We start from the raw sequence: 20823 nt of genomic DNA on the forward strand, positions 1-20823 counted from the left end.
CATGGGCGTGTTTGCAGATCTCGCCTTCTATCTTGTGATCATCTTTATTCTGCTCGTCGTCGTCGCATCTGCGATCAAGATCCTGCGGGAATACGAACGCGGCGTGGTTTTCACGCTTGGCCGTTTCACCGGTGTCAAGGGGCCTGGCTTGATCCTGCTCATCCCCTATGTCCAGCAGATGATGCGGGTCGACCTGCGCACGCGGGTGCTCGACGTGCCCGGCCAGGATGTCATTTCGCATGACAATGTTTCGGTCCGCGTCAGCGCGGTGATCTATTTCAGGGTCGTCGATCCTGAGAGGTCGACGATCCAGGTCGAGGACTTCATGATGGCGACGAGCCAGCTCGCCCAGACGACACTGCGCTCGGTGCTCGGCAAGCATGACCTCGACGAGATGCTCGCGGAACGCGACAAGCTCAACATCGACATTCAGGAAATCCTCGACGCCCAGACCGATGCCTGGGGCATCAAGGTCGCCAATGTGGAGATCAAACATGTCGACATCAACGAATCGATGATCCGCGCAATTGCCCGTCAGGCGGAAGCCGAGCGCGAGCGGCGCGCCAAGATCATCAATGCCGAAGGCGAGCAGCAGGCTGCAGCCAAACTGCTCGAAGCAGCCGAAATCCTCGCCAGGCAACCAGAGGCCATGCAACTTCGTTATTTGAGTACATTGAACGTCATCGCCGGCGAAAAGACCTCGACGATCATATTTCCATTTCCGATGGAGTTCGGCAATTTGATGCCGCCCAAACCGGACCGATGACGACGCCTTGAATGCGTTGTTTTTGCCGATGGAGCGATGGTCCTGCGGTTGAAAGCATGAGGACGTGGAGAACCAGAGCCTGTCTGTTACGGCCGGACTGCAGTCTTGCCAATGGCGGGCTAAACGATAGGCACCGGCCCCGTCACCTCTTCTCCTCCCAATACCTTTGCCAGAGGTCGAGCCTCAGCTTCAGCGGATCGGCTCCGAACGTCACGCCGTGATTGGTGAAGTCGATGACTCTGTGGACGAAGGGGTCGTGGTGAGGCCATTTTGGCCGTGAGCCGCCATTGGGGTCACCGCTCGTTGCAAATTGGACCCAGTAAGCACTCGCCAATGTGGCCATGGCCCAGTCGGCAGGCGTAACCTTGTCTTTCACCAGCGCGTCTGGAATGTTGAGCGTATAGGGAATTTCGAAGCCGTGCAGAGTGCCTTTCCATGCCGGATCGTTGCGGAGGGCCTCGGCGACATAGGAGAAACGATACCACCACGTCGGCTGACCAGCGCGGATCATCTCGTCAGCAAGGTGGCGAGACGGTTCGACAAGCGTTTTATCGGCCAGAACCTGCTGCTTCAGCTCATCGAGTGTCTGTTGGCCGGTCGGATCGTAGAGGGTGCGGGCTTCGGCGGCATGCTTCCCGAACAGCGCGAAGAGATCGTCTTTCGTCGTGGCCTGACCGAGACCGAGATCTCGATTATTTGCCCCGACGATGACGGGAACCGGCGCTTGACGGCCTGCCGCAAGAGCCGCTTCCGGCGTTTCGAGCAAAAACCGTCCGTCAATGATCGGGCCTGAGACGCCGATGACGGGCTTGCCGGTCGACATGCCCGCCAGCACGTCATGTGCCGATGCACCTTCGGTCAGCTTTTCCGCAGGCAGCGCCCGAAGGGCGGTGAGAGCGTCGGCATCGCTGCCATTGATTCCCAGCGAAGCCGCATAGTCCAGCGCGGTTTTCTCCGCTTCTTTCAAAGGTGACAAAGGCGTGCTCTCAGCACGCGCTGTAGGCAGACCAGGCGACTGTAGAATGGCGCCGCGGAAAAGCCCGCGTGACAACGGCGATATCATGTGCGCCATCACCGAGCCGCCACCGGCTGACTCTCCGAATAGGGTCACTTTCTTCGGATCGCCGCCGAAGGCTTCGATATTTTGCCGGACCCATTTCAAGGCGGCAAGCTGGTCCATGTAACCATAATTGCCGACGGGCTCGTCAGGAGATTCCTTCATCAGCGCCGGATGGGCAAAGTACCCCAATCGGCCGACACGGTAGTTCATGCTGACGAACACAACTCTCCGGGCGGCCAGCTGGTCACCGGGATATTGAAGGGTGTTTCCCTGGGCTAGAGCGCCGCCATAAATCCAAACCATCACCGGCAGGGGTGTCCGAGAACGCTTGGCGGGTGTCCAGACATTGAGGGTCAAACAATCCTCTGACTTCGGCAGGTCATCGGCCTGCATGCAGGACGGACCGAAATCGCGGGCATCCTTGATACCGCTCCATGTCTCCGCTGGTCTCGGATTACGCCATCTCAGACCACCCACCGGCGGTGCCGCATAGGGTATGCCTTTGAAGCTGACGACCGTGCCCGACCTCTCACCTTTCAGCATGCCGCTGTCGATCGCAACGGTGTCCTCTGCCGCACCCGATCGTGGCGCCAACGTCAGTTGACACGATGCGACGGCCAAAAAGAGCAGCAACGTGCGACGGCCGTCCACAAACACTGCACTCTCCAGCGCCAAGTTGAGACAGTTTGGGAGGAAAATACTCCCATGGAGCGGCAACGAAAAGGGGCATCCGACGTTGATCAGGTCTGCCGGCGGGTGTTGTCGGGGTAGCGTCTTGAACCTGGGAGGGAATGGAAACTCATCCATGGCAAGGACTTATCCGGAATTATGCAGCAATGCCACCAGCCGGTGATCGTGCGCGGTGACCGCTTTGCGCCGCCAACAGCGGTCATGCGTAGTTTCAGCGTGCACGATGAAACAGTTAGGCCGACAGCAGCTTTCCGATGTCTCGGCGTGGCGGAGCCCCGAACAGCCGGGCATATTCCCGGCTGAACTGTGAGGGGCTGGCATAGCCCACCTCAAAGGCGACCGTTTCCGCCGACATTTCGCGCGACAGCATCAGCCGGCGCGCCTCCATCAGGCGGATCTGCTTTTGAAACTGCACCGGTGTCATCGCGGTCATTGCCCTGAACTGACGATGGAAGGCTGTCGGGCTCAGGCCGGCGAGCGCGGCAAGATCATCGACGCGCACCTGCTTGTCGAAATTGCCCCGCAATGCGTGGATCGCTTCGACCAGACGCCGGTTTCGCTCCGCGCCGACGACCATGCGGGCGAAGACACCGCCATGTGGCCCGGCCAGCAGGCGGTAGCAGAGTTCGCGCTTGACGCCGGGATAGAGAATCGGAATTGCCTCCGGCTCGCCAAGCAGGCTGATGGCGCGCGCGGCGCAGCCGAGGATCGCCTCGTTGAGCTCCATAACGAAGGCGGCGGCATGCTCGCCGGAGGCCGGAGTGGGCGGCGCCTCCATGCTTTCATAGACTTCGCGTAGGATCGCCTGGTCGAGTTCGATGACGGCGCTGAGATAGGGCGCATCCGGCGCGCCGTGCACCACCTGGCTTGCACCCGGCATCTCGACGCTGACGACCATGGCCTGGCTGGTGCGATAATGGAGCCTCCGTTCGCCGAACGTCGTCCATTTCGCGCCCTGCACCACGATGCAGAGCGCTGGCCGGTGGATCAGGTGGTTCGGATGCCGCTCGGAGAAGGATCGGAGCAAGGCCAGCCGTCGATCGCGGTGAAATAGGGGCTCCCGTTTCCATGAGCCGCAAACGCGGCGACGACGGCATCATGCAACATCGAAAGAGTGCTCAATCGGATCCCCCGCAAATCTGGAATTCCAAATTAACGCTGGAGGCAGGATCAGGCAAGAATGAAGCCGGTTCCGGCATGTTCGCCCGTGCTTCGCCCTCTTATGTTCACCGTCATCAACAAAGGAGAACGGCGATGACACAGAGTTCCGAACGAAAAATCGCAATCGTCACCGGCGGCAGCCGCGGGCTGGGCCGCAACACCGTGCTCAACCTCGCCAGACGTGGTGTCGACTCGATCCTCACCTACAATTCCAGCAGGGCGGAGGCCGAAAAGGTCGTGGCCCTGGTTGCTGAAGCCGGCGCCAAAGCCATTGCCCTCAAGCTCGACACCGGCGACGCCCACGGTTTCGACCCTTTCGTCGACGCCGTAAAGCAGGCGCTTGCCGATCTGGGCGCCGCCGAGCGCTTCGACTACCTCGTCAACAATGCCGGAACCTCGCACCACAACAGCATCGAGGCGACGACGGAAGATGAACTGGACATGCTTTACAATGTGCACTTCAAGGGCGTTTTCTTTTTGACGCAGAAGCTCTTGCCGCTGATCAATGACGGCGGCCGGATCGTCAACCTGTCGAGCGGCCTGACTCGCATCATCGTTCCTGGCAGCGCTGCTTACGGTGCGATGAAGGGAGCGGTCGAGGTGCTGACCCGGTACATGGCAAAGGAGCTGGGACCGCGTCGCATCGCCGTCAATGTCGTCGCGCCCGGCGCCATCCAGACCGACTTTAGCGGCGGTATGGTCCGCGACAATCCGGATCTGAACCAGCGTGTCGCCGAAATGACGGCGCTGGGCCGCGCCGGCCTGCCCGATGATATCGGTCCGATGATTGCCTCGCTGCTCGCTGAGGACAACCGCTGGGTCAATGCCCAACGCATCGAGGTCTCCGGCGGCATGTCAATCTGAGATGCCGGTCCGGACCGAGTTCAAATAATCCTACCGCTTCGCAAACAATGGAGATTCGATCATGATGATGAACAGACGTACATTTTCGAAAACTTTGCTCGTCGGTGCTGCCACGTCACTTGTTGCGACACATGCCGGCCTGGCCGCCACCCACACGCCTCCAAAGGCGCGCAATGTCGTTCTCGTGCATGGACTTTTCGCCGACGGATCATGCTGGACCGAGGTTATCGCCCTGCTGCAAGCGAAGGGCCTAAACTGCACGGCGGTCCAGAACCCGCTCACTACGCTGCCCGATGCCGTGGCGGCCGCCCGGCGCATCCTCGACCGGCAGGACGGTCCGACCGTCTTTGTCGGCCACTCCTTTTCGGGGATGATCCTAACCGAAGCAGGCGTACATCCGAACGTCTCTTCACTGGTTTATGTCGCTGCCCGAGCACCGGATGCAGGTGAGGACTATGCAGCTTTGGCAAAAACCTACCCGACACCACCCGCAACCGCGGGCATTGTCTTCGACGGCGACGAAGGACGGCTGACGGAGGAAGCGTTCCTGCGCGATTTCGGGGGCGACCTTCCCGAGGCCAGGGCGAGGGTTCTCTATGCCGTTCAACAACCATTCCAAAAGGCGTTGCTCACCGGCAAAACCTCAAACGCTGCTTGGCGTTCCAAGCCAAGCTACTACGCCGTTTCGACGCAAGATGGAACGATAAATCCAGACCTGCAGCGTTTCATGGCCAGACGCATGGGCGCTAAAGCCATCGAACTCAAATCCAGCCATCTGTCGCTCATTTCACATCCGAATGAGATCACCAAGCTCATTCTGGAAGCTGCCGGGCAATCATGACATTGGATCCCCTGACGCCGCGCGAGCCGATATTCCGAGCCTAATCGCTGCCGGCAGGGCCAAGGGGGAGATCGCCGAGGCACTCGGAAAAACGCAGGCCCGGATGGCCGCGAAGGATGACGAATTGCGGCGCGGATATCAAAGCCTGAAGCTAGAGTTGGAGTCGACAAACGAGAGCGGCATCGAGGAATACGCACCGTTCATCGATGCCGTGGTAAGACCACCACCAAAGACCTTATGACGGCTCCGGGCCGGAAGCGGCCGCTGGTGGCATTTGCTACCTAATACCGGACTTATCCTGCCGAAGCATCGACCCATGAGTACGCGATCTGCATAGATCCGGCGTAGGTGTTCGGCTCGATTGGCACGGATTCTGGCGAAAACATACGCCCCACCCTCCGTCATCCCAGGCCTTGAGCCTGGGATCCATGGCCTTGCTGATGGAGGCCGGCGTGGATCCTCGGGTCAAGCCCGAGGACGACGGAGGGTGGGGTGAGCTCTGCGGCAAATACAGCGATGGCAGAGGGGTTATGAGCGAATTTCGCTTCCGGCGTTGGATCGAGTCATTCGAAGTCGAAGACGTTGCCGTAAGGTTTACCACCGCGCTCCTTGGCAACATACCATTCCAGCCACGCGGGCTCGTCAATCGCACCGTGCTTTTTCAAGGCTTCAAACAAAATCCCGGCAAGCCGTTCGGGCTTCGGAACCAACCTTTTGTCGACCACGAAACAATCGAGTCTGTTGTGGGGGAAAACGCCTTCCGCAGGAATCCTGGCGTCAGTGATGAAAAAACGTGCGACATGCGCAGAGACCTGACCACCACCGCCCTTGTGCCGTGTGACATGGTAGATGCTGCCGGAATCAGAGCCTCCTCCGCGAGAAAATTCGACGAAAAATTCGGGCGACAGGTCAATGTCGTTCATTTGCAATTCCTACAGCAGACGCGAAGCGCAGGCCAAAGGGTTAGCGCAAAAAGTCCCGGCCTTCCATATGTCGGACTCGGCAAAGCCAGGGCTGCTCCGTATGGATCTGCAAGCCCTCCACAGGCCTAGCCTCATTTCATCACCCACCCCTCGCCCCCCGCAACGCCGTCAACCCCCGCCGCAGCCACAGCAACTGCTGCGGCGGCATCTGGCGCAGGTGGTCGTAGTCCATCACCGTCAGGTTATAGACCATGCTGCGCACCTGCGGCCCGTCGGGGCAGCGGAGCAGGATGCCCTGCAGCGCCATCATGCGGTTGCTGGCCTTGCGGGCGCGGTCGGCGAAGGTTTCGGTCTGCTCGCCTTCATGGCCTTTGACGGAGAACAGCGATTGGGCTCTCGGGCTCGGGGCCGGGATGCCTGTGGTCTTGTGGTAGCGGGCGATGGCCTCGGCATAGTCGTCGCCGGCCTGGCGCTGTTCGGCGGTGATCAGGCCGTCGAGGAACATGCGGCCGAGGGTGTAGCCGGCAAAGGGGCTCCTGACCGTCTCGTCATCAACCGTGCGGCCGAAGCCGTGGATGCGGCGGCGCGCTGATATCGCCACGCTGATATTGTCTTTCTCGGTTTCGAAGGGCTTGATCTTGCCGCAGGGAAAACGCTCGACATTTTCCTTGCGCGGCCGGCCGGCGCCCTTGTTTGCCCGTCCTGTCTTCACCTTGGTGGCTTTGCCGCCCATGCTGATCGTCCTTCTATCGAATGATGCCGTTTCTGAGTGCCGCGGCGACCAGCGCCGTCTCCTTGAAGACGCCGAGCTTCATCTTGGCGTTGGCGATGTGGGTATTCACGGTGATCGGCGAGATGCCGAGAATGGTGCCGATCTCGGAGGCGGTCTTGCCCTCCGCCATCCAGCGGATCACTTCGGTTTCGCGTGGGGTGACCTGGCTCATGGCTCCGCAGGCCCATCGATGCTGGGCACGCGCGGCATCGTCACATGCGCACCCGACAGGGTCACCCGCGTCACGCGGTCGGGGTGGCGGACCGGCTGGATGGGCGGGCCTGCCTTGGGATGCGGATGCCAGGTGTCGTGCCTCGAGGGGAACCTGTCGCGGTTGCGGTGCGCCATATTGATGACGGTGTTCTTCTTCGAGCCGAAGAGGTTGGCGATCTCTCTCGCCGACAGCCCTTCCCGCCAAAGCTTTTCCGCCTTGACGATCTTGTCTTCCGTCCAAAAGGTGATGGTCACTTGGCTGCCTCCTGTGCGTCGCGCGCGGCGCGGGCGATGATCGGGTTGTCGGGAAACATGCGGGCCAGCTCCCGCTTGGCGTTGCGGCTGCCATTGGCCGCATCGCGCAGCAACTGCATCTTGTAGGCCGGCACTTTCGGCCGCGGCACCTCGGGCTCGGCTTCCAGGCGCGGCCGGCGCTCGGCCTCGATCGCCGCCTGCTGATGGCGGCACTCCTCGGCAAAGCTTGCCGAGCTCGGGGCAAAGGCGCGGTTATGGTCCCTCACCTGGCCGGAGATGAAGCGTTTGGCGGCCCGCCAGACCGCCTCTGCCGGAAGGCCCTCGACGGCGACGAGATAGGCGCGGATCTGCATGTCGGGATCAGTGCCTGCGGATGCCGGGAAGCCAGAAAGCATCCCCGAAATGATCTTCACCAGAGGGGAAATCTCGTGCGGCATCCACTGCTGTCCTTCTCATGCTGCTGTTGATCGACCCGGCCTCCCTCGCCTTCTCCTTGAGGTACCAGTCGCATTTGATCGCCTGCCAGCCGCGGAAGATCTGCATCTCGGCGGCGCCGACCGGATCGCCGGTCATCAGATATTCCCTGGCCTGCATCCGTGCTGCATAAGCCGTCAGCGGCTTCTTCAGCGTGCGCTTGCGATGCTCGATGATTGCCGCCGCCAACTCCTCGCCCAGCACCGGGCGGAGGATCTCCATGATCTCCTCACTCACCATGTCCTTAGCCATGCGATGTCCCTTTCCCGCTCGCGGCCGCCACGGCCGCATGAATGGTTGGCCTCAAACCCGCGGCCTCCGTCGCCCGTCGAGCAAAATTGACCGGGGCGCCGGGCCTCGCGGGACGGCGGGGAAACCGCCTGACCTCGCCGCCGGCATGGTCCTGCTGGGCGGTGTCGCCCTTTTCCGCGCTTCGCAGCCGATGGATCTCGCTTTCCACCGATGGCACCGACGTGCCGATGATGGCTGATATTTCGATATAGTCCCGGCCGGTGCGGAAGAGCTCGAGCGCGTTCATGTAAGTGTCTTGCTGCGCTGGCGCGGCCTCGGCCTGGATGCTCATCGCTTGATCCTTCTTTCCGATTTCGAACGCGGCTCGTCGTTCCCGCCGGAGCGGGTGCTGGCCATATCCTTCATTTTCAAATTCGTGGATGACGACCGGAGCCGGCTTTGGAAACAAGGGCTCCGGTCGTCTGCCAGGCCGCCGCCTGGGTGGGCGCGACAGAGCCGCGCCCGGTGGGCTGGCGTCGCCGAGGGAGGGCGACGACGCCAGCGGCCGATAGCCGTCAGGGAGGGACTGGGCTATCTGGGTTGGAGATCGGCAGAGCGCCGGGCGGGATCAACGTTTCCCGCATCTCTTCCGGGCGCGTCGGCCGATTGCAATTCTCGCAGTGGCGCTCGATCACTTCGGCAATCGACAGCGCCTTTGCGCAGATCGGGCAGCCGGTGTAGCGGGCGACTGTTGCGGTGGCGATGCTCATATCGATTCCACCTCCCGGTTGGCGTTCAGCACCTGCTGCAGGGCCTTGGCGAGGAAGGGAATATCCTCGTTGCGAACGGGGATCATAGACATGCGCCCTCCCCTTGGGCCTTGCGGCCGGTGAATGACGACGCCGGTCGGCATGACGTCCATGGCGAGCTTCTCTTCGCTTGAGATGGTGAACCTCATGGCGCCGTCTCCCCACTCCGAAAGGCTGAACCGTTGTTGATGATGTCGGTGTTTGTCATGGCGAGTAGGGTACAATTAATACCCGATATGTCAAGCACATTAGGGCATGACATGTACCTTAATTTAGGGTATTTTTTATATCATGTTGAAAGATCAGGAACAATTTGAGCGCGAAGAACGCGCAAAGCGCCTCGTCATGGCCAGGAAGAATGCCGGCTTTGCCGGACCGAAGGCGATCGTCGATCGGTTCGGCTGGAATGCCAATGTCTACAAGGCGCATGAATCCGGCCGCAACGGCTTCGGCATTGCCGACGCGAAGAAGTATGCCCGCGCTTTCAAGGTCAATCTCAACTGGCTGCAGTTCGGCGCCGGCAATGCGCTCGATCCGGATGAGCTGCCCGCCTCCGTCGCCGACGTGCCAAAAATCTCCTGGGTCAGCGCCGGGCAGCTGAGCGAGCAGGCGCCGATCACCGACTTTTCGGAGTTCCCGACGGTCGCCGCCCTCGATCTGCCCGATGGCGAATGGATCGCGCTCGAGGTCGAGGGCAATTCGATGAACAAGATCTCGCCGCCCGGCTCGATCATTTTCGTCAATCTGCGCGACAAGCGCCTGGCGCCGAACGCGCTTTATGTCGTCGCCGACGAGACCGGTGCTGCAACCTACAAGCGCTATCGCCCGAACGACGATCCGCCCTTCCAGCCCGCTTCCTACGAAGACGTGCCGCCGCCGGAATTCCAAGGCGCCGTCACCATCGTCGGCCGCGTCCGCCGATCGATCATCGAGATGTAGGGATGAGAGCGCAAGGCTCGGAAATAATGCCGCCAATCAATCATATTTCAATAGGGAAAACAGGATGATCCGCCCTTCCTCACGCGCCGGCCGAATCTGGTTCTATATCGTCACACTAGCGGTGTTGCTCCTGGCCTACAGCGCCGCGCGCGAGATGTACGGCCTGTAGGATTTAGCTCGAAGCGCGCCAATCCCCAGCTGCGATCACGAGGGGTATCGGGACGATTCATCCTCTGAAACCAGAAATTGCGGAAGCTCCGGATGCCGTTCGCGTACCACTCTCGTCACCGCCACGAGATGGAACGGATGGCTGCGGGGAACATGTCCTTCGGCAGCTTCTCCTCCATGGATCTTAAAAACTCGGTGATGACATCCAGCCTCGATCACCTCGTTGGGGTTTTCGATTTCATGCGCATGGCCGGCCTCCTTTTTGCTTTCATCATGTACTCCAACTTCAGTTTCTCTATCCTCTCTCTTCAGCTTAGGAGGAGAAGGTTCCTGAAGGCTGGTGAGGGAGGGTTCCGGCCAAAGCTTCCCCCTACCCCATGAGCAAAGCCCATGAAGCCGGGAGAGCATTGGCCAGGTCCTGAAGGCCGGAGCCGGGATGGGACACGTGCCAGAGGGGCCATTCGCTTCGCCCTCGTCCTGATTTTCTGACAGCGCACTTAAGGACTTTCGCTTCCCGCGCCGCTGGGCTTCGTCAGCTCGGGAGTTGCACCCGGTCGCCCAATCACTGGCCCCAGACATACGCCTATGATTCGTACCTCGTCAATCTATGGGGTATTTTTTATACCTTATCCGATTGACGCGATAGGGTATTAAATATACCTTTCTCTCGCAGGCCGATCAGAAGCGCGAGAGGACAGGCGATGCAGCACATCCGCAAGATCGAGACCGAGGAAAGCAGGCGGGATGCCCGCTGGAATGGCGCGCAGACGATCGGCGACTGCCGCGCCTATATGGCGATCGAGGCCCAGCGCATGGGCGCCCTCGGCTTCGCCTTCCTGCGCCGTCCCGAACATTCGATCCGCGGTCCGTCCTGGCTGCGCGGGGCGGCGGCTTCCGTCGAGGAGCATTACCGCTATGCCCGCGAGATCATGGGCGTCGCCAACAACGATCAATTCTACGCCTGAGGGGGAACGGAGATGTCTGCCACCAACCTTACACCTGCTTCAACCGAGAGCCCTTCCCTTCCTGCCGCCCGGCGGACTGGGACAGCCGAAAAGACCCGCGCCAAGGCCCGCTTCACCGCCGGGGCACCCGATCTCCTGCAGGCGCTGGTGGAGGCCGAACGCTTTTTCGATGGCAGCGACGATCACGGCTGCCCGCTTCACCAGAAGATCCTCGCCGCCATCGACACGATGAAAGGCGGTGCGTCATGAACGATTGCCTGATCAAAGCCTTTTCCGGCTGCGCCTGCCCGCCCGGCGAATGCGCGAAAAGGCCGGTCACCCCGGCGCCGGTCACCTTCGTCTCATGGCGGACCCAGGCCATCGCCTGCCTCGCCTTCGGCTTCCTCGCGGCCATCGTCTCGGCCGCCTGCATGGAGACGCAGTTCAAAACCCGGGATCTGCGAAACCAGGAACAGGTGTCATGGAAGTGAGCCAGGGCTTTTGCCGACACCGCCGCTCAGGAACTGAACTTGATGTCGCTCGCCTTCGCCGCAGTGATGAATGCGCGGCGCACCTGCTCCGGCCCGGCGGCATCATTGAACACATCAAGCACCAGCCGCTCGGCCACCTTGGCCGCCGGCGTCTGCTCGGGCCAGTCATTCAGCAAAGTGTTGCCGGCCTGAACGACATTATAGACCGTCCTCACCTTGCCATTGATGGTGATCTTCACCGGCTTGAAGCTTCGTCGCCTGCTCATGATGCATCCCCCCACGCTGGAAATACGCGACTCAACGAATCACCGCGGGACTCGTTCCGGTTGAGATGATTCTTTGTTCGCCAGCCGGGCGCTGAGCCCGATGTCCTCCGCCTGCATGACAGAGCACGGCTCGGATGCGTGCGAGAATGCGGCAGATGAAGCCCGAACCAGGAGGCAACACAATGGACCTTCAGAGTCTCGTCGCCGCGCATATGCCAAACCGCCGCCGCCCGACGCCGATGGGCGCCGCGGCCGAGGACCGATACTACCGAAATCAGATCACCCTGCCGCGCCTGAAGCTTCGGCTTCTCGGGCTGACTGCCGCGACCGCCGGCCTGACGCTGTTTTTGGCCGGCGTCATCAAGGCATGAGGTGCCGTCATGCTCCGACAGAGCGATCATGCTATGCTGCGATCCGTTGTGGGGGACCGCGCGATGGACGACAGCGAGGCTGACCGGGCGGCGATCATGGCCGTGATCCGCGCCGAAACCGAGGCCTGGCTGCAGCGCGACTTCGAGGCGCTGGCGAGCCACTGGGTGCAGTCACCGCAGACCCGGCGGATGGAATACTTCGCCTCACTCGGCGTCCGCGTGGACGAAGGCTGGGACCCGATCGCCGCGCGGATCAAGAAGATCGTCGAGCGATTCCCGGAGAAACACGCCTTTTCGGAGCGCGTCCGCTGGGAAAAGGTCAACATCGTCGTCGACGGCAACATGGCCTGGATGACCTTCGATCAGATCGGCAGCGACACCGGCGAGGATCGCAAGCGCCAGCTCCGGATCCTCCACCGGATCGACGGCGCCTGGAAGATCGGCTGCATGGTGATGATGGAGAGCAGCGTCGAGGAGGCGAACTGCCCGCTGATCGAGGTCGACGCGGATGGGCGGATTCTCTGGACGAACCGGTTGGCGCGGGAGCGAATGCATGGCCATCCCGGGCTGGTCGCCGCCGCCGGCCGCCTGCGTGCCCGGCGGCGCGAACGCGACCCTGCACTGCGCGAGGCGGTGCGCCTGGCATTCCGCGAGCTGCAGAGCCAGAGACCGCTGAACATCGCGCCGAAGCAGGCCTGGGCGGTGGCGCTCGGCGAGGACGCGGCGGGGATTCCGCTCTACTGCTGGGTTCTGCTTGAGGACGGCAAGGCGCTGGTCTCCTTCGACGACGCCGAAACGCTGGTGCGCCGGATCGCGAGCGCGCGGGAGGTCTTCGGCCTCTCGCCGGCGCAGACCCGGCTCGCGCGCCTGATCGTCGATGGCCATGACCTCGCAGCCGCCGCCGATCTGCTCGGGGTCAGTGTCAACACGTTGCGCACTCAGCTACAGCGCATCTTCGACAAAACCGGCGTCCGCAGCCAGGCGGCATTGGTCCGGGCGCTGTTGAGCGCCGGGGCTCCGAACCAATAGGATCGACCGCGACCAATGCTCATGACGCGGCACCTCGCGCGAAACACGGCAGGACTGGCTCCGGTTGAGGCGCCTATCTTGCGTGTTATTGTTGATCAGAGAATCAATGAAATTTGCCGGTGGCTAAAACGTGCCAGAGCCAGAAAAACGTAGCGATAAGTTTACTTGGACGTATGCCCTCTGGGCGTTGCCATTCCTGGCGCAAAATTGGCTATATTGGCTTCATCCCCAATGGGATTGGTGGACGATCAGCCTGATCATATGGGTAATGACGCTGATCGCCGTCGCAGGCTCCCTCTGCATCAATCTGGCGCAGCGACGCTGGCGGCGTCTCGTCTCTCTCCTAATCGCACCCCTTCTGTTGCTGGTCCTGCTCCGTATCCTCGCTGCTGTCGGCATAACGTCCGACAGCCTTCGATTTGCGCTGACCAAGCAAACGTATCTGGCAGAGATCGAACGAACCGATCTGCCGGGCGGAGAGCAACGATTCAGGACATTCGTATGGGACGATACGTTCCTCGAGAAAACCTACTCGACGCTCGTCTACGACGAGGGTGATGAAGTCGCTTTGCCCAGGGGCGAGCAATCCACGGCCTGGCAACAGCGTGTCCAGACATCATGCTCGGAAAAGAAGGAATGCGTGGATCTCGATCCCGGTCCGGGCGAGTACGTCAGCGTCAGAAAAATCGGCGAACATTTCTATATTCTGGACAATTATCTGCCGAATGCGTTTCCTTAAGCCGCCGCCGCTGCACCCTTGGAAAATTCCCCCGCTTGATTCCGTCGGCGCGTTTCCTTAAGCGCACTCAGCCGCGCCTTGGTTATAACTTTCCTACAGAAAAATTATAACGAGCGAAAGGATGGGCTTTCGAGCGGTTGAACTCGATGTTATAATCTTTTTGCAGGAAAGTTATAACCGGAGAGATCCGTGCCCATCCGCGAGATCGATTTGATGTACCAGACCATGCTGGCGGAGCTCGGCCAGCGTTCGCTGGACGGACGTTTTGTCGCCGAGTTCCCGCTGGAGGGTCGGTTCGTCTCCGTTCCCGTGAAGGGCAAGGAATATTGGTATTTCGATCATCCGGGCCAAGACGGCGTCAAACGGTCTTATGTCGGGCCAAAGAAAGACGAGGAGCTTACGAAAAGGGTGACCGACTTCGGCGCGATCAAGGATGATCTCCGAAACCGCCGGCGAATGGTGGCCACTCTGACGAGAGAAGGCGGCATGAACGCACCGCCCAGGTTTACCGGCGACGTCATCGAGGCGCTTGCCAATGCAGGGCTCTTCCGTCTGCGCGCGGTTCTCGTCGGAACCGTGGCATTCCAGACCTATTCCGGCGTTCTCGGCGTTCGACTGCCGGCGTCGCTTATGCAGACGAGCGATGCCGACTTCGCCCAGTTCCATTCGATCTCGACGGCGGTCAACGACAGCATCCCTCCCATAGGCGAGGTTCTCGAAAAACTGGACCCGACGTTCCGAGAGGTCCCGCATCTCAACCATCCCACGCGCTCGACCCAGTTCGTGAACGCGAAGAACTACAAGGCCGAATTCCTGACGCCGAATACGGGCAGCGACGACAATCAGCACAAACCCGCCGACATGCCGGCCCTTGGGGGAATTTCCGCAGAACCGCTGAGATTCCTCGATTACCTCATCTACAACCCAATCAGGACCGTGATCCTTCACAAGAGCGGCATTACGGTCAATGTTCCTGCTCCGGAGCGCTACGCAGTTCACAAGCTGATCGTCGCCTCGCGGCGCCAGAACGACGACAATGGCGTGCTCAAGCGCGAAAAGGACGTGCAACAGGCCTCCCATCTTTTCGAAGCAATGGGCGCGACACGCCGCCATTCCGATATTGCGCTGGCCTATTGCGAGGCGTGGGAACGCGGTCAGTCGTGGCGTGACGCAATAGGGCGCGGACTCTCATTCATGCGGCCGGACCGCCGTATACAGCTCATGTCCGTTCTCGCCGAAGGCATGGCGGAAGTTGGCGAAGACGCCGTCCGTTACGGGGTTCAAACGGACCATGACGGCGTCGAGGGAACTTCATGATGAAGACACTGAGAGGGCAGCCTGAACTGGCAGCCAATGCCAATGGCCCCGTCCCGCCGCGCTCAGTTAGCCGGAGCGCTCGTCAACCAGTGATGGGTGCCACGTCGACCGTCGTTTAATACCAGCGTCCCCGGCCGTACCAGCCGCCGCCGCCCAGCAAAAGAAGTATTACAACGATGATGAGAAGGGTTGTGAGATCCATGTGCGTTCTCCTGGGAGGACCATCACCATCTCGTTTGCGCCTGACGGGCGTTGCTCATGGTGGGACTCCCTCGCGTACAACGGCGCTGGCCGGGGTTGGTTCCATTCGATGGCCCCTACCCGACCGGCGCGGACCTGGGCGGAGTTTATGCACTAGAGATGATCAATCGTTGCCGTAGTCATTGCCGTGCAAAATCGGCATAGCAGCGCCAGAAACGAAAAACCCCGCCGGAGCGGGGTTTCTAGCTGGTCGGAGTGGAGTGATTCGAACACTCGACCCCCACGTCCCGAACGTGGTGCGCTACCAGACTGCGCTACACTCCGTGACCAGCGGCGCTTCTATAGAACAGCCTATCTGGTTGCACAAGCACCAAATTCCAAAAAGCCGGCGGAAATTTTGACGGGGTTGTGACACGTTCGGGCGTGGGCTGCTGCAGCAAAAAGCCACACCTGCCGCAAATCGAACGGAAGTCTCTTGAGAGCAATTTTCTTTTGCCGGGTTCCGCGCTAAAGGGCAGACGGGACAGGCGAAAACGCTCACGAGGCGGGCTTGCCAGCCAATGCGCTAGAGATCAGGACGACACGATGAATTTCCGCACCATGACCGCGGCCGGGCTTGCCATTGCGCTTGCCGGATGCACGACCATACCTTCCGCCGGCAATCCGATCGAGGCCCGCTGGGTCGGCAAATCGGCCGGCATCTTCTTTGCCGCCTACGGGCCGCCGATCAGCGACAGCGAGCAAGGCTCGAGCACTGTCTATACCTGGCGCGGCGGCTACAAGACCGTGCGTATCCCGGCGAAATATGCCGAAGGCGCCGATGGCAAGCGCGGCAAGCAGATTGCATCCGCCCGCACCGCCTATCTGCGCTGCCAGGCCGAAATCACCACCAATTCCGATTACACGATCCGCGACATCCGCACCGTCGCCGACATCCCCGGCGTCAGCGGTCCGTCCTATTGCGCAGAGTTCCTGGCGCCCGAACAGAAGTAACGGACGGTTTGTCCGACATGCTGGACAGGCGGCCCGGATGCCGCCTGTTTTTGTTTTGGCAGGTCACCGCGCCGGTTCATTCATTTCATCGAAGCCGGCTGGGTCTGGCCCTGCGCCTCTTTTGGCCCGGAAGCGATCGGTTTGGATCCTTTACCGCCGATCGGTTCCGCCTATGCCGTCCTTGCGATTTATGAAAGTCTCGGCTTCATCCACCACGCGTTCCTTGACCGCATCATGAGCATCGGACGCAGCATCCACGGCCTTTTGATAGACCTCCGACGCTACCTCTTTACCCTGCGCGACGACGTTCTCCGCCTGATGGCTGAGAGTGTCTTTCGCGCTATCTGCGGCTTCCCCGACCAATTCATCCTCGGTGTCGGTGTGCGGCAACGCCGCGCCGATCGCTGCGCCGACCGCGAAAGCCAGAGCTCCGCCAACCAGCGGCTGGTCGCGGAAGTGGATGAGGATTGCCTCGTTGAGCTTGCTCGTTTGCTCCTGAAGACTGGTCGCCGCCGAAGAGGATCGGCTCGAAAGCGAGCTCGCCGCGTCAGACGCACGGGCGGTCAGGTCGCTCGCGGCGTTTTTTGCCTGCTCCCATTTCTCCGCCGCCCAGCCGGTTGCCGCATCGAGCATTGCGCCAGTCTCGTCGGTGATCTGACTGAGCTGTTTTCCACTTGCGTCGGCGAAGCCGCGATAGGTCTTGCCTGCCTCGTCCATGAAATGGCCGGCACGCCCCCCTGTTTCGTCAGTCAAGGCTTTCAACCTCCTGCCGGATTCGTCGGCAAAGTGGCTGTAACGCGCTCCGTTTTCCATTGCCGGCGGACCAATCCTGCGGACTTGGCCTGTCGCCGGATAAAGCGGGTACTCAGGATTCTCCCTCCAGGTCGCCGTCTCGCCTGATGACGGGCTGCCTTTGGCCATGAGCCAGGCCAGGCTCACGCCCATCAGCGCGACCGGCAGAGGGTTCGCCTTGAGGGCGTGGCCAAGATTGCTGACATATTCTCCGCCGCCGCTTCTCTTGGCGTAGGCAATCACCTCATCGATCAGTTGGCCTGGCGACATCCGTTCCTGGATAGCGTCAATCCGGTCGCCGATCCGGCGGCGGTCCTGGTCGATCTCGCGCTCAAGGTCGGCCGATGTTTTCTCCATTGAAGTTTCCATCACATTTTGTCCTTCACAACATCAACGTCGCGGCGAAGCGAGGTTGCAGTTCGATCCAGTGTCATGTTGTAGCCACGAAGTGCGGCAAGGCCCCGGGAGACCAATGCCCACGCGATGCCGGCAATGATGATGCCGACGATCAGCGAGGCGAGCGCGCTGGCAGTGGTTTCGGTAAAACCCTGTGTCACGAGGAAGGCCGCGAGACCGCCGACAAGGGCGCTCAGCAGGACGCCGACCGCCCCGATTGCCAGGACCAATCCGAATAGGAGGATCTCCACGCCGCTGAGCGCCTGCGAAAGTTTTTCCGAAGCCTCCGTCTTGGCAAGATCGATTTCCTTGCGGAGCAGGCCCGTGACATCACCAACGAGGCCACTGACCAGTTCGGAGAGAGGTGTGTTCTCTGAAGTTTTAGCCATTGTTCTCGCCTCCGGTCGGTGCTGGGCCGGAGCGACCGATTGGTGGTTCGCGCGACGCGGCGGTTGTTTGCCTTTTCGCGGACGCTGTGAGGAAGCGGCTTGCGGCCAGGCCTGCAAGTGCGGCGATGCCGAGAAAGGCGAGCGGTTGTTTGCGCCCGAACTCTTCGGTCATGGTGGCGATTTCCCCAATGTCCTTGCCTTCCATCCGCCGAGCAACGGTCTGCACGCTCCGCCCGATCTGCTTGGCGTATCGTCCGACTTCCGCCTGACCGGAGCTTTCCATTTCGGCGCCAGCCTTCTCGAGCGCCATTGCAACACCGCCGACCTGACGAGCGGCAAAGCTGGTGCGTTCGGAAATGACTTCCTTGGCTTTCTCGACGGCGGTGTCGGCACCGTCCCTGATCGTTTCCTTGGCGGCGGAAACATCCGCGCTCACCTTCGCTTCCAGATCGGAAATGGACGTGTGCGTTCCCGGCGAAGAACCGGAAGCTCGGGATGAGGACGGGGTCTGGGCGGACGCGCTCCGCCCTGCGGGATCTGTGAAATCGTTTTGCATTTCGAACCTCCCAATTCGTGCCGGCAACTGCCTAAGCCCCAAACCACGGATGGCCCGCTTTGTTCCAGGACGCTCTGTGGGACGTTCGCCTTCGCTATGGCTCAGAACAGCGACTGCCCGAAGCAGCACCGTCCTAGCCTTTCCTGACCTTTGGCGGGCGTGACAATAGACGCGGCTATGTAACGCTCCTCCCGGTCGCCATCGTTGAAGTAGTAGACGGCGAGCAGGGATCCATCGCCGCGTTTTACGAGTCTCGGATAGCCGAGATCAGCCGTGCCGCCGTCGCTCCGGATGATCTTCTCGGCGCCCCATGTCCGGCCGTCATCGAAACTCATGCGCATCCTGATCCCAAATGGCGGATCACGATGGCCGTAGACGAGCAGCAGCATGCCTTCGATCCGCCCGAGCGCCGGCGGGTTGCCATTGCTGCCCGTGTCGTCGACGATGCAGCCTTCCTTCGTCCAGGTCCTCCCTTGGTCATGGGAGGTGAAGGCCTCTATCCACCCCTTGCCACCGCCTCTGCCCATGCAGCGCGTCAGCGTCAGGATGGCGCCACCGGAAAGTGCCGTCGATGCCGGCATGATCGAATAGCCCTCAGGTTCCGGATCGACAAAGCCTTGCAGGACGAAGCTGCGCCCGCCATCCACGGTGCGCGCGCAGAATACTCTTCCTTCCGCGCCGTCCTCTTTGGACGTGCTGAGCATGAAGAGCGCATCGTCCCTGCCGAGAGGAACGATATCAGTGCGCGCCGAGATCGGAAGGTGCAAACCGGCGAACCGGAACGGACCCTGCCATGTCAGGCACCGATCCCGGCTGACATAGAACCAGCTGACGGCATCGCTCCGCACATCGGTTCTGGCGCACATGACGATCGTCTCGGCGTCGAGGAAGTCTATGGGATCGCCAATCGAGCAAAGGTCTTCGCGGACCGACAGACGGGGGCGGACCTTGAGGTCGGCGTTCAAATGCTCGTCGGCCGAAAGCGAGAGCCCGCCCGGCACGCGGCCGCGGAACGGCTCGTCCATCCATGTCAGTCCGCCGTCCAGGCTGCGTGCCTGCCAGGGTACGAATGGGTAATCATGGTCCAATTCGTGCAACTCCCCCTTCGCTCCGAGTTTGCCGCGCGCGAAGACGACGACCATTTCGTCACCCCACGACCAGAGACCATAATTTGCCGGCCAGGCTGCGAACTCGCCGCGTCTGCGATAGATTTCAAGATTGCGGAACTTCGTGTCCATGGAGGCTTCCAGACGGTCAGAGCGTTTCGACTGGAAGCGCCCGCACCAGCAATTCTTCCTGCCCGAGCAGCTGTTCGAGTTTGCGCCGGTATTGGCGCCACCAGGCCCGATCGAGACTGTTCACCATCACTTCGATCACGATGACCGTATCTTCTTCAGTGCCCTCGCCAGTGGACCAAAACCCCTTTGCCGGGGAATTGAGGTATGAAGTCGCCCCGCCATGGCGCTCCGTCATCTCGCGCTGAATCATCGCGATAATGTCTTCGATGTCGATCGCCGCTTGCGGCGCTGCTGGAATAAACAACTGTATCAGATGCATTTGGAATTCTCCTCGTCCCGCAAACTTCGGAGGCCCGTCGAGGTTCCGGCCCAGCTCGACATCGGATGCGATCCCATGGAACACCTGGCCGTTCAAGGACGTGCAGCGGGCGCCTGCGGCAGCCGGAGACGCAACGTTGCGTCATCGGATGATCAAAAATTGGGCTGGTCCTGACGGCTCTTGAACGGAGCGCTGTCACCCACAATATCATTTCGATCAGGATCATTGGTGGCAAGAAAGGAGGAAAAAATGCCGCTGAACGATGTCCCATGGGTTCGGCCGGTGAGACTCCGGTTGCAGTGCGGTTTGGAGCGCACCTTCACAAGCGTCTACGACGCCCTGGATTTTCTCGAGAACGAGTGGCCGCTGCGTCATGGCGAACGCCATGATCGGGCAGTGAAGACGTGTCGTGGCGCCCTCAACGGCATCATACCGAGCATGATCGCGCGGGAGGCTTTTATCGCAGCCTGCCTCGAAGCCGGCATGCCAACGGTCCTGGCCCCCTGGAAGACCAAGCCCGCCGCGCATCCGCTGAGGCCGGCGCGTCACGTTGAAGACCGATATCAAAGACGCCAGGCGCAATGACGCGAGGAGAGCGAGCAAACCTCAGCATGTC

The 20823-nt window shown here is 61.1% G+C and carries 29 protein-coding genes, 1 tRNA gene and 1 pseudogene; 13 read left to right on the forward strand and 18 right to left on the reverse strand.

Annotated elements, in window-relative coordinates; all coding sequences use genetic code 11:
- Position 1 precedes the first annotated feature (1 nt).
- Positions 2–766 carry a slipin family protein gene (locus G9X68_RS03730; RefSeq protein ID WP_171601319.1) on the forward strand — a complete coding sequence of 255 codons (765 nt, stop codon included), beginning with the start codon at positions 2–4 and terminating at the stop codon, positions 764–766.
- A gap of 142 nt (positions 767–908) precedes the next feature.
- Here the strand turns inward: G9X68_RS03730 and G9X68_RS03735 are convergent, their stop codons facing one another.
- A complete protein-coding gene (locus tag G9X68_RS03735; RefSeq protein WP_171601320.1) occupies positions 909–2483 on the reverse strand; it encodes a carboxylesterase family protein in 1575 nt (524 codons plus the stop codon).
- 265 nt (positions 2484–2748) lie between these two features.
- Complete coding sequence (locus G9X68_RS03740; RefSeq protein WP_206679620.1) at positions 2749–3543, reverse strand: AraC family transcriptional regulator; 795 nt, start codon at positions 3541–3543, stop codon at positions 2749–2751.
- A gap of 227 nt (positions 3544–3770) precedes the next feature.
- Between G9X68_RS03740 and G9X68_RS03745 the strand changes: the two genes are divergently transcribed.
- Positions 3771–4541, forward strand: coding sequence for an SDR family NAD(P)-dependent oxidoreductase (locus G9X68_RS03745; RefSeq protein ID WP_171601321.1), 771 nt, complete (start codon positions 3771–3773; stop codon positions 4539–4541).
- A gap of 61 nt (positions 4542–4602) precedes the next feature.
- A complete protein-coding gene (locus G9X68_RS03750) occupies positions 4603–5382 on the forward strand; it encodes an alpha/beta fold hydrolase (RefSeq protein WP_022712590.1) in 780 nt (259 codons plus the stop codon).
- A 563-nt stretch (positions 5383–5945) separates the two neighbouring features.
- Here the strand turns inward: G9X68_RS03750 and G9X68_RS03755 are convergent.
- The 9 genes and pseudogenes from G9X68_RS03755 to G9X68_RS03795 form a co-directional block, all read right to left on the reverse strand.
- Positions 5946–6305, reverse strand: coding sequence for a hypothetical protein (locus G9X68_RS03755; protein ID WP_171601322.1), 360 nt, complete (start codon positions 6303–6305; stop codon positions 5946–5948).
- A gap of 139 nt (positions 6306–6444) precedes the next feature.
- A complete protein-coding gene (locus G9X68_RS03760) occupies positions 6445–7038 on the reverse strand; it encodes a hypothetical protein (RefSeq protein WP_171601323.1) in 594 nt (197 codons plus the stop codon).
- A 13-nt stretch (positions 7039–7051) separates the two neighbouring features.
- Positions 7052–7249: a helix-turn-helix transcriptional regulator gene (locus G9X68_RS03765; RefSeq protein ID WP_171601324.1), complete on the reverse strand. Its 198-nt coding sequence runs from the start codon at positions 7247–7249 to the stop codon at positions 7052–7054.
- Positions 7246–7545: a GcrA family cell cycle regulator gene (locus G9X68_RS03770; RefSeq protein ID WP_171601325.1), complete on the reverse strand. Its 300-nt coding sequence runs from the start codon at positions 7543–7545 to the stop codon at positions 7246–7248. The genes G9X68_RS03765 and G9X68_RS03770 overlap by 4 nt, the downstream gene beginning before the upstream one ends.
- Entirely contained in the window at positions 7542–7940 is a 399-nt protein-coding gene (locus tag G9X68_RS03775; RefSeq protein WP_164578826.1) for a hypothetical protein, read from the reverse strand. Before G9X68_RS03775 ends, G9X68_RS03770 begins: the two co-directional genes overlap by 4 nt.
- Positions 7906–8271, reverse strand: coding sequence for a hypothetical protein (locus tag G9X68_RS03780; RefSeq protein ID WP_131645800.1), 366 nt, complete (start codon positions 8269–8271; stop codon positions 7906–7908). Before G9X68_RS03780 ends, G9X68_RS03775 begins: the two co-directional genes overlap by 35 nt.
- Before the next feature lie 51 nt (positions 8272–8322).
- Positions 8323–8602 (reverse strand): annotated as a pseudogene (locus G9X68_RS03785) (sigma-70 family RNA polymerase sigma factor).
- A 223-nt stretch (positions 8603–8825) separates the two neighbouring features.
- On the reverse strand, positions 8826–9020 hold the full coding sequence (locus G9X68_RS03790) for a hypothetical protein (RefSeq protein WP_171601326.1): 195 nt from the start codon (positions 9018–9020) through the stop codon (positions 8826–8828).
- On the reverse strand, positions 9017–9208 hold the full coding sequence (locus tag G9X68_RS03795; protein ID WP_171601327.1) for a hypothetical protein: 192 nt from the start codon (positions 9206–9208) through the stop codon (positions 9017–9019). The genes G9X68_RS03790 and G9X68_RS03795 overlap by 4 nt, the downstream gene beginning before the upstream one ends.
- A gap of 142 nt (positions 9209–9350) precedes the next feature.
- Between G9X68_RS03795 and G9X68_RS03800 the strand changes: the two genes are divergently transcribed.
- The 4 genes from G9X68_RS03800 (at position 9351) to G9X68_RS03815 (ending at position 11601) form a co-directional block, all read left to right on the forward strand.
- Positions 9351–9998, forward strand: a complete 648-nt coding sequence (locus G9X68_RS03800) for a S24 family peptidase (RefSeq protein ID WP_003546093.1) — start codon at positions 9351–9353, stop codon at positions 9996–9998.
- Positions 9999–10867: 869 nt separating this feature from the next.
- Complete coding sequence (locus G9X68_RS03805) at positions 10868–11131, forward strand: hypothetical protein (protein ID WP_171601328.1); 264 nt, start codon at positions 10868–10870, stop codon at positions 11129–11131.
- A gap of 12 nt (positions 11132–11143) precedes the next feature.
- Positions 11144–11380 carry a hypothetical protein gene (locus tag G9X68_RS03810; protein WP_171601329.1) on the forward strand — a complete coding sequence of 79 codons (237 nt, stop codon included), beginning with the start codon at positions 11144–11146 and terminating at the stop codon, positions 11378–11380.
- The gene (locus G9X68_RS03815; protein WP_171601330.1) at positions 11377–11601 is read left to right on the forward strand and encodes a hypothetical protein; all 225 of its coding nucleotides are present in this window, start codon (positions 11377–11379) and stop codon (positions 11599–11601) included. The genes G9X68_RS03810 and G9X68_RS03815 overlap by 4 nt, the downstream gene beginning before the upstream one ends.
- 26 nt (positions 11602–11627) lie before the next feature.
- Here G9X68_RS03815 and G9X68_RS03820 read toward each other — a convergent pair whose 3' ends face one another.
- On the reverse strand, positions 11628–11867 hold the full coding sequence (locus G9X68_RS03820; protein ID WP_003557262.1) for a DUF982 domain-containing protein: 240 nt from the start codon (positions 11865–11867) through the stop codon (positions 11628–11630).
- A gap of 182 nt (positions 11868–12049) precedes the next feature.
- On the opposite strand from G9X68_RS03820, the gene G9X68_RS03825 reads away from it, so the two are divergent.
- From G9X68_RS03825 to G9X68_RS03840, 4 genes are all read left to right on the forward strand, one after another.
- Positions 12050–12238, forward strand: coding sequence for a hypothetical protein (locus G9X68_RS03825; protein WP_171601331.1), 189 nt, complete (start codon positions 12050–12052; stop codon positions 12236–12238).
- Positions 12239–12247: 9 nt separating this feature from the next.
- Positions 12248–13267 (forward strand): LuxR family transcriptional regulator, encoded by a 1020-nt coding sequence (locus G9X68_RS03830; RefSeq protein WP_171601332.1) that lies wholly within the window; start codon positions 12248–12250, stop codon positions 13265–13267.
- Between the two features lie 130 nt (positions 13268–13397).
- Complete coding sequence (locus tag G9X68_RS03835) at positions 13398–14006, forward strand: hypothetical protein (RefSeq protein ID WP_171601333.1); 609 nt, start codon at positions 13398–13400, stop codon at positions 14004–14006.
- Between the two features lie 195 nt (positions 14007–14201).
- A complete protein-coding gene (locus G9X68_RS03840; protein WP_342355321.1) occupies positions 14202–15323 on the forward strand; it encodes a nucleotidyltransferase family protein in 1122 nt (373 codons plus the stop codon).
- A gap of 448 nt (positions 15324–15771) precedes the next feature.
- Here the strand turns inward: G9X68_RS03840 and G9X68_RS03845 are convergent.
- A tRNA-Pro gene (locus tag G9X68_RS03845) sits at positions 15772–15848 on the reverse strand.
- A gap of 261 nt (positions 15849–16109) precedes the next feature.
- Here G9X68_RS03845 and G9X68_RS03850 point away from each other — a divergent pair.
- Positions 16110–16517, forward strand: coding sequence for a hypothetical protein (locus G9X68_RS03850; RefSeq protein WP_171601334.1), 408 nt, complete (start codon positions 16110–16112; stop codon positions 16515–16517).
- A gap of 150 nt (positions 16518–16667) precedes the next feature.
- Here the strand turns inward: G9X68_RS03850 and G9X68_RS03855 are convergent, their stop codons facing one another.
- The 5 genes from G9X68_RS03855 to G9X68_RS03875 form a co-directional block, all read right to left on the reverse strand.
- Positions 16668–17678 (reverse strand): DUF3618 domain-containing protein, encoded by a 1011-nt coding sequence (locus G9X68_RS03855; RefSeq protein WP_171601335.1) that lies wholly within the window; start codon positions 17676–17678, stop codon positions 16668–16670.
- Entirely contained in the window at positions 17678–18094 is a 417-nt protein-coding gene (locus G9X68_RS03860; protein WP_171601336.1) for a phage holin family protein, read from the reverse strand. Before G9X68_RS03860 ends, G9X68_RS03855 begins: the two co-directional genes overlap by 1 nt.
- Positions 18087–18650: a nutrient deprivation-induced protein gene (locus G9X68_RS03865; protein WP_171602148.1), complete on the reverse strand. Its 564-nt coding sequence runs from the start codon at positions 18648–18650 to the stop codon at positions 18087–18089. Before G9X68_RS03865 ends, G9X68_RS03860 begins: the two co-directional genes overlap by 8 nt.
- A gap of 101 nt (positions 18651–18751) precedes the next feature.
- Positions 18752–19888, reverse strand: coding sequence for a sialidase family protein (locus tag G9X68_RS03870; RefSeq protein WP_171601337.1), 1137 nt, complete (start codon positions 19886–19888; stop codon positions 18752–18754).
- A 16-nt stretch (positions 19889–19904) separates the two neighbouring features.
- A complete protein-coding gene (locus tag G9X68_RS03875; protein WP_171601338.1) occupies positions 19905–20207 on the reverse strand; it encodes a hypothetical protein in 303 nt (100 codons plus the stop codon).
- A 249-nt stretch (positions 20208–20456) separates the two neighbouring features.
- On the opposite strand from G9X68_RS03875, the gene G9X68_RS03880 reads away from it, so the two are divergent.
- A complete protein-coding gene (locus G9X68_RS03880; RefSeq protein ID WP_171601339.1) occupies positions 20457–20792 on the forward strand; it encodes a DUF982 domain-containing protein in 336 nt (111 codons plus the stop codon).
- Positions 20793–20823 lie beyond the last annotated feature (31 nt).

Source organism: Rhizobium changzhiense, assembly GCF_013087625.1.
GTDB lineage: Bacteria > Pseudomonadota > Alphaproteobacteria > Rhizobiales > Rhizobiaceae > Rhizobium > Rhizobium sophorae.